Origin of the sequence: Flaviaesturariibacter aridisoli (genome assembly GCF_004343705.1) — a bacterium.
Lineage (GTDB): Bacteria > Bacteroidota > Bacteroidia > Chitinophagales > Chitinophagaceae > Flavisolibacter > Flavisolibacter aridisoli.
Genome location: NZ_SKFH01000009.1, coordinates 83460 through 98090 on the forward strand (window position 1 = coordinate 83460; position 14631 = coordinate 98090).

General features: G+C 60.9%; 11 protein-coding genes. All 11 read right to left on the minus strand.

Annotation, left to right across the window (positions count from 1 at the left end):
* Nucleotides 1-86 precede the first annotated feature (86 nt).
* Nucleotides 87-1430 carry a PQQ-dependent sugar dehydrogenase gene (locus E0486_RS07830; RefSeq protein WP_131851599.1) on the minus strand — a complete coding sequence of 448 codons (1344 nt, stop codon included), beginning with the start codon at nucleotides 1428-1430 and terminating at the stop codon, nucleotides 87-89.
* Nucleotides 1431-1537: 107 nt separating this feature from the next.
* Nucleotides 1538-2311 (minus strand): TIGR03915 family putative DNA repair protein, encoded by a 774-nt coding sequence (locus tag E0486_RS07835; RefSeq protein ID WP_131851600.1) that lies wholly within the window; start codon nucleotides 2309-2311, stop codon nucleotides 1538-1540.
* A complete protein-coding gene (locus tag E0486_RS07840; RefSeq protein WP_131851601.1) occupies nucleotides 2311-3564 on the minus strand; it encodes a putative DNA modification/repair radical SAM protein in 1254 nt (417 codons plus the stop codon). Before E0486_RS07840 ends, E0486_RS07835 begins: the two co-directional genes overlap by 1 nt.
* Before the next feature lie 125 nt (nucleotides 3565-3689).
* The gene (locus tag E0486_RS07845; protein ID WP_131851602.1) at nucleotides 3690-4355 is read right to left on the minus strand and encodes a DUF6766 family protein; all 666 of its coding nucleotides are present in this window, start codon (nucleotides 4353-4355) and stop codon (nucleotides 3690-3692) included.
* A 111-nt stretch (nucleotides 4356-4466) separates the two neighbouring features.
* Complete coding sequence (locus tag E0486_RS07850) at nucleotides 4467-5267, minus strand: SDR family oxidoreductase (RefSeq protein ID WP_131851603.1); 801 nt, start codon at nucleotides 5265-5267, stop codon at nucleotides 4467-4469.
* A gap of 128 nt (nucleotides 5268-5395) precedes the next feature.
* Nucleotides 5396-6592 carry a family 16 glycosylhydrolase gene (locus E0486_RS07855; protein ID WP_131851604.1) on the minus strand — a complete coding sequence of 399 codons (1197 nt, stop codon included), beginning with the start codon at nucleotides 6590-6592 and terminating at the stop codon, nucleotides 5396-5398.
* 23 nt (nucleotides 6593-6615) lie between these two features.
* On the minus strand, nucleotides 6616-8073 hold the full coding sequence (locus E0486_RS07860; RefSeq protein WP_131851605.1) for a glycoside hydrolase family 30 protein: 1458 nt from the start codon (nucleotides 8071-8073) through the stop codon (nucleotides 6616-6618).
* A 6-nt stretch (nucleotides 8074-8079) separates the two neighbouring features.
* Nucleotides 8080-10284 carry a glycoside hydrolase family 3 C-terminal domain-containing protein gene (locus E0486_RS07865; protein WP_131851606.1) on the minus strand — a complete coding sequence of 735 codons (2205 nt, stop codon included), beginning with the start codon at nucleotides 10282-10284 and terminating at the stop codon, nucleotides 8080-8082.
* A gap of 24 nt (nucleotides 10285-10308) precedes the next feature.
* Nucleotides 10309-12075: a cellulase family glycosylhydrolase gene (locus tag E0486_RS07870; RefSeq protein WP_207906218.1), complete on the minus strand. Its 1767-nt coding sequence runs from the start codon at nucleotides 12073-12075 to the stop codon at nucleotides 10309-10311.
* Between the two features lie 114 nt (nucleotides 12076-12189).
* On the minus strand, nucleotides 12190-13086 hold the full coding sequence (locus tag E0486_RS07875; RefSeq protein WP_131851607.1) for a hypothetical protein: 897 nt from the start codon (nucleotides 13084-13086) through the stop codon (nucleotides 12190-12192).
* 26 nt (nucleotides 13087-13112) lie between these two features.
* Complete coding sequence (locus E0486_RS07880) at nucleotides 13113-14624, minus strand: RagB/SusD family nutrient uptake outer membrane protein (RefSeq protein WP_131851608.1); 1512 nt, start codon at nucleotides 14622-14624, stop codon at nucleotides 13113-13115.
* Nucleotides 14625-14631 lie beyond the last annotated feature (7 nt).

Below are 14631 nucleotides of genomic sequence, written 5' to 3' on the forward strand. Positions count from 1 at the left end.
GCAATGCGTTGCTGCCGGCTTCGTATTTATACAAACGGCCAAAAAAACCCGGTAGAAACCGGGTCTGACATTGGATAAGCCAACGCTTAAGGAATGATTTTTACGATTTTGCCCGTCGTGCCCGCCAGGCCGAGGCTGGAAGAAACGGCCACGTAAACCTCACCGGAAAGATCCTGCCCGAAGCCTTTTACAAAGTAGCCGAAGGTGCTGCGGTCGCGGAAGCGGAGCTCACTGAAGTTCCAGGTGCCGCCCGATGGCGTGGCCACATACAGCAGGCCGTCGGGCGCGGTGAAGCCCTGCGAGAAAGCACCGAATACATACGATCCCACCAGCCCCGGCAAGGCGCTGCCGCGGTATACGTTGCCCCCAACTACCACGGTGGTATGGCCATCGCCTTCCGGGTGGGCGAGGTTTTTAAGCACAAGCACCGGGTCTTGCAGCAGGTTGCCCGCCGAGTCCTGCAACGGGCAGGTCGGACGCACCAGCAGGTCGCTGTCGGTATTGAAGCAAACGCGTCCCTCGCGCACATTCCATCCATAGTTGCCACCGCGCGTCACCACGTTGACTTCTTCCCAAAGCGACTGGCCTGCGTCGCCGAGGATCAGCTGCCGCGTACCACCCATGTCGAACGAAAAGCGATATGGGTTACGGAAACCGAAGGCATAGATCTCGTGCCGGGCGTTGCTGGCCGTCGCGTAGGGATTGTCGGCCGGTATGTTGTAGGGCGTTCCGTTGACATCGATGCGGAGCACCTTGCCCAGCAGGCTGTTGAGGTTCTGCGCGTTCCCGCCGGCATTGGCTGCGTACCAGTCGGGGCCATGCCCGGGGCCAACGTCATCCTTGTTGCCGCCGTCGCCGATGGAAATGTAGAGGAAGCCGTCGGGCCCGAAGGCCAGCGTGCCGCCGTTGTGATTGAATTGCGGGTGATCATATTCGAGCACAACTCGCTCAGTAGCCAGGTCGACCGTGTTAGCCGTTGCGGGACTAACGGTGAACTCGGAAACGCGTGTCAGGTTGTCCCAGGAGGCGCCCGGAGCCGGCCCGCCGGCACGCGGGGGCGCCGTGTAAAACACGTACAGCTTACCGTTACTGCTGAAATTGGGGTGGAAGGCGAGGCTCAGCAACCCGCGCTCGTCGTAGGCGGGCATCAGCGGAACGATCCGGCTGCTGAGGTCGAGGAAGGGCGTTGCCGCAACGCTGCCGCCGGGTGGCAGCAACCAGATTTTGCCGGCCTGGTCGACGATGAACATGCGCCGGCTGCCGTCCGGCGCTTCGACGATCGACAACGGGGAAACGAGGTTTTCGGCCACGACCTGCAGCGCCGGCTGCACATCGACGGGTGTATTGTCGTCATTGTCTCGCTTGCACGAAAGGGCGCTGGTCAGCAGGAGCAGCGCAAGTACTGCTGGGATGGGAAAACGAGTGTTCATGGGATGCCGTTTAGGGTGATAGACCTCCCGGGGTGAAAGTGATGGCAACCATGAATACGCAGGGCAAAGAGCCGGGTTGCCTTTGGTATAAAATGCCGCGAAGGGGCTCAGCGGGCGGGCGGCTGCTGCTCCACGAGGTATTTCCAGTACCGCTTCGGCATATGCTGGAGCTGCAGCTTCGTGTTCTTGCGCGCCGGGATGTTGACGCTCCGGAAGTACTGCTGCCACAGCAACTGGTAAATCGCTTCCCCGGAATCGTAGACGGCCGCGAGATCTTTGCCTGCGCCCACGTCGCCCGAGAACTGTATTTCTACGGTATGCGTTTGCTGGCCGTCGTAGTGAAGTCCATAACGCCGCCTGCCGTCGTAGATCACCCAGCGCTGGTCCGCATAGCGGCTTTCGAAATGTTTGACGATGAGCGGCAACACGTCGTAGTCGGGCTCGATGAGTGCAAAAAACAAACCGTCGGCCGTCTTCTGAAAACGTACAAAGGCTTCCATCCGGTGCTGCTCGCGCCACACCTTTCGCGCCACCTGCGTCACCGTAAGCACCGCCGGGTGGCTGAAGTCTTCTTCCACGGCGGCTTCATTCGAAAACACGTATTGGACGAAGCGGAGCAGGGTATTTTCGATGCCGCCGATCTCCGACAGGAAGCAGCGGTACACCTGCTGCAGCCCATCCGCGCTGAGCTTGCGTTGCAACCCCTTCCAAAGGCGTGTGCTGTGCCGTGCATCCATCCGCGCCTCGTGCACGCGGTCGAAAATGTTTCCGAGGAAGCGCCCCTGCGACACGATGTCGGCGTCGCTCCATTGGTAGTCGTACACATCAAACACCGCGCAGAGCCAGCCCTCGAAGCTACCGTCGTAGAGTACCGTTTGCATCAGAAAATACTCAGTTGGGGTGAATGGTTGGCGGCGAACTTGCTCTGCGCGTTCCCCACGATAAAACTTCGGATCTGGTCGGCGCTCCATTCTTTGCGGTACTGCCCGTCTACCTTCAGGTTCACGAAATAGCGCGCACGGTTGCCGGCGATGTTGAAGCCTTTCAGGTGCTCCCAGCTGAGGCGGCGGAAGCGACGGGCCGCCACGATCTTTTCGGCCGACTTGATGCCGATGCCGGGAATGCGGCGGATCAGGGCGGGATCGGCCTCGTTGATATCCACCGGAAAAAGGTGCAGGTTCCGCAGGGCCCAATGCAGCTTCGGGTCAATCTGCTGGTCGAGGAAAGGATCGCCGGCCAGCAGCTCATCGGCGCGGAAGCCGTAGAAGCGCAGGAGCCAGTCGGCCTGGTAAAGGCGGTTCTCCCGCACTACCGGCACCGGCGTTCCGACGGCCGGCAGGCGCTGATCGTCGCTCACCGGCACGTAGCCCGAGTAGTACACCCGCTTCAGTCCCATATCGCGGTAAAAGGATTCCGACAGCTGCAGGATCTGCGCGTCGTTCTCGATGCTGGCACCCACCACGAGCTGCGTGCTTTGCCCCGCCGGTGCAAACAGCGGCGCCTTCACCAGCGTCCGTCGCTCATCGCGGTTGGCCACAATGGTTTCCTTCAAATAATTCATGGGCCGCAATACATCGGCCTGCGTTTTCTGCGGTGCCAGGAGTTGCAGGCTTTGCTCGGTGGGCAGTTCCATGTTCACGCTGAGGCGGTCGGCATACAAGCCCGCTTCGTGCAACAATTCAGGACTCGCCCCCGGAATGGCCTTCAGGTGAATGTAACCGTGAAAGCGCTCCTCGGTGCGGAGCTTTTTGGCAATGCGCACGAGCCGCTCCATGGTGTCGTCGGGCGAGCTGAAAATCCCCGAACTGAGAAAGAGTCCTTCAATGTAGTTGCGGCGGTAGAAATTGATCGTCAGGTCCACTACCTCCTGCACGGTGAAGGCGGCACGCTTCACCGGGTTGCTCTTGCGGCTCACGCAATAGGCGCAATCGAAGATGCAGTGGTTGGTAAGAAGGATCTTCAGCAGCGACACGCAGCGACCGTCTTCCGTATAGGCATGGCAGATACCCATCCCTTCGGCGTTGCCCAGGCCTTTGTCCGTATTCTTGCGCTTGCTGCCACTCGAACTACAGGAAACATCATACTTCGCGGCATCGGCCAGCACGCCCAGCTTCTCCAAAACTCGCTCATTCATAGGGGTCGAATAACCCTCGAATTTACTAAATTATTTAGCAGAACACAGCAAGCCTAAGAAGCTTTAAGAAGGTGCTAGGGATTGTGGAAGATATAGGCTCCAGCCGGCTTCGGGCTTCTACAAAATCAGTCGCCCGTCTTGCTGTCGGGTGCCTCTACCGGCTTCGACTGGGCCGATCCCTTTTGACGCAGGAAGATGGACAAGGCCACCATCGCAAAGACCGACAGGAATTCGCTTTGCCAGTTCTGGAACGATTCAAACCAGAATTTGCTGTTGCCCAGGTATGCGAAGAAGGCGTCTTGGGGCTTGCCTTCCAGGCCCTGCAACTTGTTGTAATGCTCCCAGCTTCCCAGCCAGTGCAACAGGAACGAAAAAGCAAAGAGCACAAACAGGGCGATGCTCAGGGAGTTCTCATAAATCTTCCGCACCAGGCCGCCGCGACGAACGGGCCAGGGCGAATCTTTCGTAACCGGCTCCTGCGCTTCCTTCTTGTCGGGGTCGTTCGATTCGGACGAACCGCGCTGGTAGAGGCAGGCGGTGAGCACCACAAACAGTGCCATCTGCAAAAACTCGCTTTCCCAGTTTTCGAATGTGGCTTCGATAAAGTGGCCCGAGCCCAGGTATTGCACAAAGCCGACCGTGGCGCCGCCCTGCTCCTGCATTTCTTCGTTGAACTGTCGGAAGCCGGTAAAGGCCTGGGCAATCCAGGTGAAAAAAAACAAGCCGATGAACACGATCGATAAACCATTGTTTTTCCAGATCCCGCCTTTTTTCCTGTTGCTGTGTTTCATATTTCGCGGCAATCGCCTGACCGGAACTATACAAACGCGGTGCCACTGCCCAGGTCTGTTGAAAACTTGCCGGGCGGGGGTCGTAAAGAACGTTACCGATTCGGGATCTGCCTACAGCCCGTAGTGCTTCCGGATCATCTTGTCGAAGCGCTGCGAAGGCAGGAGGCGCTTCAGGAGTACCGACACCTTTTCGAGGGGCTTTCCGAGGCGGTACACGCGCTTCAGGCGCGGCGTTCGCAGGAGCTCCTCCAGCAACCGGCCGAAGGCCTCAGGCGGGAGGCCCTTCTCCACGCTTTCGTTGATGAGGCGGTAGGTATGTTCAAAAGAAGCGCGGTAGGGGCTGTCGGCCGGCAGCTCCACGCGGATGCGGTTCTTATTGATGTCGGTACGCACGCCGCCGGGCTGCACTACGCAGGCCTGTATGCCGAAGGGTGCCAGCTCGGTGCGCAGGGCCTCGGTCAGTCGGTCTACGGCCGCCTTGCTGGCGCTGTAGAGGCCGCGGTAGGGCAGCCCGATCTCCGATCCGATGGACGATATGTTGATGATCTTCCCGCTCCCCTGCCGGCGCATGTGCGGCAGAACGGCCTGGCAGGTGCGCAGCACACCCACCACGTTGGTATCGAGCACGCGCTGCACGTCGTCTACCGACAGTTCCTCCACCGGCCCGGCGATGCCGAGGCCGGCATTGTTTACCAGCACGTCGATGCGGCCCGCCTGGGCCAGGATGCGGCCAAGGGCCGTAGAAATACTGGTAACGTCGGTCACGTCCATATTGACCGTATGAAACGGCTTTTCCTGCCCTTCGATGCGGCGGGAGGTACCGTACACGGTATGACCCGCGCGGGCAAGGTGGGCGGCCATTTCTTCACCGAGGCCGCTGGAGGCGCCGGTCACGAGGATCACTTGTTTCACGATAGCGGGAATTGTTTCGCCTGCAAAGCTGCCGCAAAATGACCAGATTGCCACCGGTAAAAGCCATTGGCCCCTAACTAAAAAACCCCCGTCTTGCGAACGGGGGCCTTTTAAAAACACACACTTGCTTATTGGTACACGCGGATATAATCCACAATAAGCCACTGGGGGAAACGCGTCGTCGCGTCGGGGTTGCCGGGCCAGTTGCCGCCAACGGCCAGGTTGAAGATCAGGTAGAACTGCTCGTTGAAGGGCCAGTTGGCCGTTCCTACGTCGGCGCGGTTCACCGTCGAATACAGGTTACCGTCTACGATCCACTTGATCTGATCCTGCTTCCATTCAAGCGAGAATACATGAAACTCGTCGTTGAAAACGCCGCCGTTGGGGAGCGTATAGCCACGGCTGATCTGGGTGCTGCCGGGGCCGGGGCCGTAGTGCACGGTACCGTACACTTTGCCGGGCTCATGCCCGATCGCTTCCATCAGGTCGATCTCGCCACTACGCGGCCAGCCACCGTACACATTGTCCTGCGGCAGCAGCCACAGCGCCGGCCAGATGCCTTTGCCGCGCGGGAGACGGGCGCGGATGTCGATGCGCCCATACTTGAAAGACTTCTTACCCGCCGTGAGGATCTTGGACGATGTGTAGTTCTTACCGCTGTACGACTCGGGCCGCGCCTCGATGAGGAGGGCGCCGTCCTGGAAAAACAGGTTCTCCGGGCGGTCGGTATAATATTCAAGCTCGTTGTTGCCCCAGCCGCACAGGTTCGGACAACCGTCGCCATTCTGGTTGGTCCAGAAGGTGGAGCTGAGCGCGCCGCTGTTGAACTCATCGCTCCAGGCCAGCGTGTAGCCGGGGTAGCCCGAGGGCGCGTTATAGCCGGCGTTGGTAAAGGGCACCCGGGTATCGTCGTTTGTAAGCGTGGCCGTTGCCGTTGCGCGGTACAGGGTGGCGCCGGTGGGGTTGCTCAGGATCACCTGGAAGGTCTCGTCGCCTTCACGCGCGTCGTCGCCCGACACGGTGATCGACAGCTGCTTTTCGCGCTCGCCCGCGGCGAAGGTCAGCGTGCCACCGGATACGGCCACGTAGTCGTCGCCCGATACAGCCGAGCCATCCTGCGTGCGGTATTGTACGGTCACGGGACCGGCAGCGGCCACATCGAGCGCCACGCGCAGCGTGAACGAGTTGCTGCCGTTGCCCTCGGCGCGGCTGTTGTCGTCGATGCTGATCTGCGGGGTGACAGACGTATTGCCGCCATTGCCGCCGCTGCCTTTCTTGCAGGCCAGCGCTGCCACGAGCATCAGGGGGATCAGGTTCATTTTCATATCCTCGTTTCGTTTCTTTTAAATTACCATACAAAAGTAGCGGCCGAGCCGGCGTTCAGCACCGTGGCCGCCCAGCGGCCCCCGTAGCGGATGTTGAAGGCCTGCGGCGAACCTCCGTCGTTGAGTACCAGCAGTACCTTCTTTCCGTCGGGGCGACGGAAGGCAACGCTGTACAGGTTGCCCGTGTTGCCTGACTGGATACGCACGGACCCAGGTGTCACAAAGCGCGAAGCCTGCGCGATGATGTAATACGATACGTTGCGGGTGACGTTGCTCCCGGAGATGGTCAGCGCGCCCTTGCATACGTCGCAACCACCCGGTGTATGCGGCCCGAAGGAAAGGTCGTTGGCCAGGTTCCACTCAAGCGCATTGCGGCTCCAGTTGCGCATCGACCCGATAATGACGTTGCGCAGGTGCCAGCGCAGGTCGCCGCCGAATGATCCGTTCGAAGCGGTGTATTGCTCCGTGAAGTATATGTTCCGGTCGGGGTGAGCGTTGTGCACCTGCGACAGCGCGCTGATGTCGCCGGCATACAGGTGAAAGGCCGATCCGTCCACGAAGGCTTTGGCGGCAGCGTCGGCCAGCACGTTCAGCGGGTAGTCGGGGCGGTCGCAGTTGTGGTCCCAGATAATGATCTTGGTAGTGATCCCGGCAGCCTGGAAGGCAGGCCCGAGGTGGTTCTTCACAAAATCGGCCTGCTGTGCGGCGGTCATCACCATGCTCGGGTTGTTGCCTCCGTGCAGGGGTTCGTTCTGCACCGTGATGGCCTGCACCGGTAAGCCGCGCTGTTGCATCGCCTGCAGGTACTTGACGAAGTACTGCGCATAGGCTCCGTAGAATTGCGGGAGCAGGCTTCCGCCAACGGAGGAGCCGTTGTCCTTCATCCAGGCCGGCGGCGACCAGGGCGAAGCCAGTAATTGCAGCGACGGGTTGATGGAGCGGATCTGCTGCAGCAGGGGCAGCAGGCTTTGCTCTTCGGCCGCGATGGAAAAGTGCTGCAGCGTTGGGTCGGTTTGGCCCGCCGGAAGGTCGTCGTAGGAATACACTGAGGCGCTCAGGTCGGAGGCGCCGATGCTGATGCGCAGGTAGTTGACGGCGATGGCGCCATCGTCGGAGGAGAAAAGCTCCCGGAGCAAGGTCTGACGGGCGCCCGCGGGCAGCGACTGCAGGAGGCCGGCGCTGCCCCCGGTGAGTGTGTAGCCGAAGCCGTCAACCGTTTGAAAGGTCTGGGCCGTATCGATGTCGATATTGGGATAGCTGTTTGCCGTAGTGCCGAAGTTGAGCGGTGTTGTCAGCGGCTGCAGCAGTTGATTGCCGTCGCTGCTCGTTACCCAGGCAGAGAGGTCGGATCCGGTGGGGCCCGGAGCGGGAGGATTGCTCCCCCCGGCCCCGTTGGCCGACCCGGCGCCTTTCTTCGCGCAACCACCCGCCAGGGCCAGTGCGCTGCAAAAGGCGATACCGTAGAAATACAGGCGTTTCATAGTAATTTATTGCAGGGTGATACGCGCGCTCAGCGGAAGGCTGCGGGAAGAACCGCCTACGAGGATATCGTAAGCGCCACCGTCGCTGACCCATTTGCTTTGCACATCATTGTAATACTGGAAAGCGTCTTCGTTCAGTGTGAGCGTCACTTGCTTGCTTTCGCCGGGTTGCAGCCACACTTTCTGGAAGCCCTTGAGCTCGCGCTCGGGGCGCGGCAGCGATGGGCGCTGCTGGTGTACGTATAGTTGCGCCGTTTCAGCGCCGGCCACCTTGCCCGTGTTCGTCACCGTGAAGGTTACCGTGGCGCGCTTGCCCTTTGCCGCCGTCTTGATGTTGCTGTAGCGGAAGCTGGTGTAGGAAAGACCGTGACCGAAGGCGAACTGCGGCTCCACCTTCCAGGTGTCGAAGTAGCGGTAGCCCACGTAGATGTCGTCGTTGTAATTCACGATGCCGTCTTTGCCGGGATACTCACCCAGCTTGTGGGCAGGCGCTTCGGCAAGCGTTTTCGGGAAGGTCATCGGGAGCTTGCCCGACGGGTTCACTTCGCCAAACAGGATCCGGGCGAGGGCGTTGCCGCCTTCCATACCGGGATACCAGGCCTGCAGGATGGCGGGCGCAGCGTCTACCCAGCGGGTCATGTCCATCGCGCCGCCACCCATCAGCACCACGATGGTGCGCGGGTTGGCTTTCAGCACAGCGCTGATGAGCGCGTCCTGGTTGAAGGGCAGGTTCATGTCGGGCTTGTCCACGTCTTCGGCATCGTAGGCATTGTCGGCCCAAACGGTATGGTTGTAGCCGTGGAAGGAGCCACCCACGTAAACCACCACGTCGGCCGCAGCGGCTGCGTCGGTGGCTGCCCGGATCGAAGCTTCATCGGCCTGGGCATCGCGGGCCACGGCATAGCCGGGCACGTAGGTAATCTGCGCGCTGTTGCCTACGAGTTTGCGCAGCCCTTCGAGGGGCGTGATCTCGTAGAACGCTTTCACCTGCGAAGAGCCGCCACCCATGGCCTGCTTGCGGTCGGCGTTGGCGCCGATGACGGCGATGCGGCGCACGGCGCTTTTCTGCAGGGGCAGCAGCGCGTTGCTGTTCTTGAGCAGCACAATGCCTTCCTCGGCAATGCGGCGCGCCGTTTCCTGGTGCCCTTTCGTGTTGTAAGCACCTTTCTTGCGCTTGCCATCGATCACGTTGGTCTTCAGCATCACGTAAAGAATGCGGCGCACTTTATCGTCCACCAGGTATTCGGGCATACGGCCGCTGCGCACTAAACTGAGCACCGAATCGGCCATGTAAAATTTGTTGTAATCAGGGTTGGGCAGCATCGCCAGGTCGGTGCCCATCTCCACGTCGGTGCCGTTCCACATTGCCTGCTGCGTGTGGTGTACGGCGCCCCAGTCGCTCATAAGCACGCCTTTGAGGCCCCACTCCTTTTTCAGGATGTCGTTGACGAGGTAGTGGTTCTCGGTAGCCCACTGCCCGCGCACTTTGTTGTAGGACCCCATGATGGTGTTGGCCTTGCCTTCCACGATAGCGGCGCGGAAGCCGGGCAGGTAGATTTCGCGGAGCGCCCGCTCGCTCAGGTGCACGTCGATGGACGTACGCTTGACCTCCTGGTTGTTGAGGGCATAGTGCTTGACGCAGGCAGAGATGCCCTGGTCCTGAACGCCATTTACGTAGCCCACTACGAGGCGCGAAACGAGGTACGGATCTTCGCTCTGGTATTCGAAGTTGCGGCCGTTGAGGGGCGTGCGGATGATGTTGATACCGGGGCCGAGGATGACGTCCTTGCCGCGGGCGGCGGCCTCGCTGCCCAGCACGGAGCCGAAGGCATAGCCCAGCTGCGGGTTCCAGGTAGCGGCGAGACAAACACCCACGGGAAGTGCCGTGCCCGAATCGTATACGTTGCGGTCGGCATCCCAATCGCGGCCGTGCTCCACGCGCACGCCGTGCGGGCCGTCCGACATTTTCCACTCGGGGATGTGGAGGCGCGGCACGCCGCCGGAGGTGAAGGAGGAAGTGGCGTGGATCATGTTGACCTTTTCTTCGAGGGTCATCTGGCGCAGCAGCGACTCGGCCTGTGCTTCCAGCGAAGATTCCGAGGGCGTACCCTTGGCCACCTTCACCGGCGTTTTATTCTGGGCCGCCGCGGGCAGGCTTAGGGCCACGCAGCCCGCAAGCAGGAAGCGCGTGAACAGAGGTATCGTTTTCATGTTGGTTCTTTTAAGGGTTAGAGATCATTGGCTGCCCTTCTCATCGGGCAGCGCCTCAAAGCGCAGGTAGTTCACCGCCAGTCCTTCCCCGGCCGACCCGATGCGGATGCGGCTACGTCCTGCGGGCAGGTACACGGGCTCGGAGCGGGTATACTTCCAACTTTCACCACCCGTTGCGTCCAGCTTCACCGCTGCTCCATTGACCCAGAGCAGGGGCTGTGCATCCCCCTCGGCGCGCAGGCGCAGCCCAAGGCGGTAGGTGCCCGGCGCAGTCACGTCCACCGAGTATTGCAGCCATTCCCGGTCGCCGAGGCTTGCCACCTGGAAACCAATGCCGCTGTCGGCACAGGGCAGTATATCTACGGGATCGTTGCGAAAGGTCCAGCCGCGGTTCCATTCGGTGCGTTTGCCGGAAGAAACCCAATAGTTGCCGGAGTCGCGGGCGAAGTAAGCTTCCCCGTTGCGGCCCAGGTCGAAGTGAACGGCCCAGACGGTCGTATCGGGACCGATGGAATGCGGTTGAAACGGACGTGTATCGTGCGACCCCACCTGGCGAAACAGGGCGTCTACCACGTCGGGGTGGTAGTGCGCGCGGTCGGTGCGGCTGTCGCGCGCCAATTGCATCAGTCCGCGGAAAGCAGCGTCCGGAGCGGGCTTCCGACCCCGGCCCTTGAGCCAGGATTGCACGGCGCGAAAGTCATCGTTGTTGGGAATTTCGAACGGGTTATTCATCCCCATCTTTTTGTGCGGCCACCAGGCCCAGCCGATGTCGTGGCGTTCGAGCAATTCCACCGCGTCGCGAAACCAGGCGTTCGAGTTCTCACCCGATTCGCCCATCCACACGGGAATACCGTAACGCTTCCGCAGATCGGCGATGCCGGCGATCGCACCTTCGTTGTTGTCGTTCCAGTACTTGTGAAAGCTAAGGGCCATGTTGCTGTCCCAGGGAGGCAGTACTCCGCGGTAGTTGTTGCCCCAGCAGTTGCCCTCGATGATGACCAGGTGGTTTTTATCCACGCGGCGGACGGCTGTCGTCAGGCGCATGTAAAACGCGCGCAGCGGTGCATTGCTGCTGTCGTTGCAGCCGTTGCGGTCCTGTGGGTTGCTGAAGTTCCAGTTGGGTTCGTTGATCAGGTCGTAAGCGCCGATCCAGGGTTCGCGGGCATAGCGTTCGGCAAGGCGGGTCCAGAGGGCCACGGTCTTGTTTTGAGCGGCGCTGTCCTGCCAGAGTGGTGCGCGGCTGCTGTCGCGGTCGGAAATGGGCAGGTCATTGCCCTGCCCGCCCGGCGCGGCGTGGAGGTCCAGGATGAGGTACATCCGCTTGGCGGCACACCAGCGCAGCAAGGAGTCGGTGAGGGTGAAGCCTTTGGAAAGCCAGGTGTTGCGGCCTTTTACGGGCTCGCGGTCCACCGGGAGGGTAAAGAGGTTGTAGTGCATCGGCAGCCGCACGGAATTGAAGCCCCAGGCCGCGAGGGAATCGATATCGGCGCGGGTGACAAAGCCGTCGAGCCAGGCATCGTAAAATGCTTTTGTACGTTCGATTCCCACCAGGGTCTCGAGTTGCTGGCGGATCTCCTGCTGGTTGACCGGGCCGCCCGAAAGCTGCAGCATGTAAGGCTCCTGGAGCATCCAGCCGCCGAGGCCCATCCCCCGTAGTAATACGGGACGTCCGCTGCCGTCGGCGAGGCGGTCGCCCTGCGCATGCAGGAAACCCTGCGCGGAGCCGTTGACGGCGCCGAGCAACGCGATGGTACAGGCAATAAGGGATCGTATCGTTCGGAGGTAACGCAAAATCGGGAGGTTAGCGCCGCAGGTAAGAAAGGGGGCTCGGGACCTGGAAAGGCCCCGAAGACCCACCTGTTCTTGTGACTGCTTGCTTATGTCAGAGAAAACTGCGCGAAGGGATTAAGGCTTCGGAACGAGCGTGAATTTCCAGTAGCCCCAGCCGTACATCTTGCGTACAACGAGCTGGTTCTGATCGATCGACATGATCTCGTACGTGTTTTCCGGCTCGGGTGCAGCGATGGTGCCGTTCTGGCCGGCTTTGTAGAGACCGAGGTGGGCGCCGTTGCCGATCACTTTGAGCTGGTTGTTGTTGATCACCTGGTAGGCAAAGTTGCCCGAGCCCCAGGCACGATACTGCGGCTGGATCTGAGCAACGGGGTAGCAGGCGATATTGGTAGTACCGGCACCGGCCATGTCGGCTGGCCAGGGCTGACCGCTTTCGTCATCCACACGCATATCGCCCTTGTCGTCGAAGAGGAAAGAGCCGTCCATCTTGAAGGTATACTCGTCGTTGAAGAGGCAGGTGCGGTCGGCGGCCGTAACGTCGGCGGCGCCGTTGGACCACCAGACCGAGTTGTCGGTAGGGCCCACTACCAGTGCAGCGGAGCCGGGCTTCAGGATCCAGGTTTTGGTGCTGTTGCCCGTGAGGATCTTCTGCGGCGTGATGGCAGCCGGATCGTCGTTGGGCACGTTCAGCGTCTGGCGGGCGCTGTCCACGCCGCCCTGGCCGTAGGTCAGCAGGCGGATGGTGTAGTTGCCGCGATCGGGGAAGTAGAGCGTATCTACCGCCTGGCGCGTGGCATAGGCGCCGCTATTGAGGGCCCAGTCGTAGCGGAAGGCGTTCGTCGACGTGCTGGTGACGAGGTATTTGTTGGTCTGACCCGCGATCGGCGTTACCGTGAAGGAAGCCTTCGGAGCCGGCTCCAGGTCTTTGACGTCGTATTTGCAGGCGGCGAAGCCAACGCTGACCACGAGGGCGGCGAGGGCGGAAACCTTATAGAAAGAATGCTTTTTCATGTAGTTGTTTTTGATGGAATGACGACTTAGTAACCGTTGTTTTGCGACAGGTTGCCGGACTGAACGTCGAACTGCGGGATGGGCAGGTGTTCGTGCTTTCCGGTAACGAAGCCAAGAGGACCGAGCTCCTGGGAAGCTTTACCCCAGCGTACGAGGTCCTGGAAGCGGTGGCCTTCGAAGGCCAGCTCGAGGAAGCGCTCGGTCATGATGTCGTTCATCGTCACCGTTCCGAGAGCGGGCAGGTTCGTTCCCGAACGCTGGCGTACCAGGTTGATGTAGGTGAGTGCCTTCGGGGCGCTGCCGCCATTGAGGTTGGCTTCGGCCGCCATCAGCAGCACGTCGGCGTAGCGGATCAGGCGCCAGTTGGTGCCGTAGTTCAGCTCACCCACGGGGGCGCCGGTCTGCGACTGGAAGGAACCGTATTTGCGCTGGAAATAACCCTGGTAGTCCCAGGCCGTGGGGCTCGTCCAGTTGCCGCCGGCGGCGATCAGCTCCTGGTCCGACATCATCGTGGCGCGGCGGCGGTTGACATCACCGGCAGCCTGGAAGGCATCCCACAGTTTCTGGCGGGGCAGGTTGAAGCCCCATCCGCCGAGGAGCGAGTCGCCGGGCGCCTTCGTGTAGAAGTCGGCACGGGGGCCCATCAGCTGGATGTGGATGTTGCTTTCCGGAGCAGCACCCCAGGGAAAATTACCCCAGTCGTAGTTCTGCATGTTGGTGTAGTTGATCTCGAAGAGCGATTCCGCACCGAACTCGCCGGCCTGCGAAAACACCTTGCCGATCGTGGGCTCCAGGTTGTACTGGCCCGAGGTGATCACCGTCTCGAAAGCGGTGGCCGCGTCGCTGTATTTCTTCTGGTACAGGAGCGCCTTGCCGAGGATGGCCTGGGCAGCCCCCTTCGAGATGCGGAAGCGGTCGCTCGCGCTGTAGGCGCTTTTCAGCGGCAGCTCGGGGATGGCTTCGTTGAGGTCCTTCTCGATCTGTGCATACACTTGCGCCTGGGCAGTGCGCGGCGTGGTGGTGAACTCCGACGGCACGAGGTCGCCGAGCACCAGCGGAACGTCGCCCCACAGCGAGGTCAGCTCGAGGTAGTTGTAAGCGCGGAGGGCCTTCGCTTCGGCCACCAGGCGACGGCGCAGCGGGTTGTTGGCCTCCGTGCGGCCGATCACCTTGTTGGAGCGGTAGATGGAGTAATACAGCAGGCGCCAGGCATCGCGCACCTTGTCGTTGTTGGCGCTGAAGTTGTAGTCGTCGAGCTGCTGGTAGCCGGGTTGGTCGCCGTCGTTGGAGCCGCCGGCGTTGCTTTCGTCGGAAAGCAGGGTCTTAACGAGATACGGGCTTGCCCAGTTGTTGTTGTAATGGGCCTGCATCATATCATAGATGGCCACCGTTCCCTGGTTGATCTCGGCGTCCGTCTTGTAGAAGTCCTGCTCGGGAAGCGTGCCCTGCACGGGCTGGTCGAGGAATTTCTTGCAGCCGCTGGCCATCATACCGAGGCCGAGGCAAAGAAAACCGGTTTTTATAAAGAGCGATTTCATGAGGCAA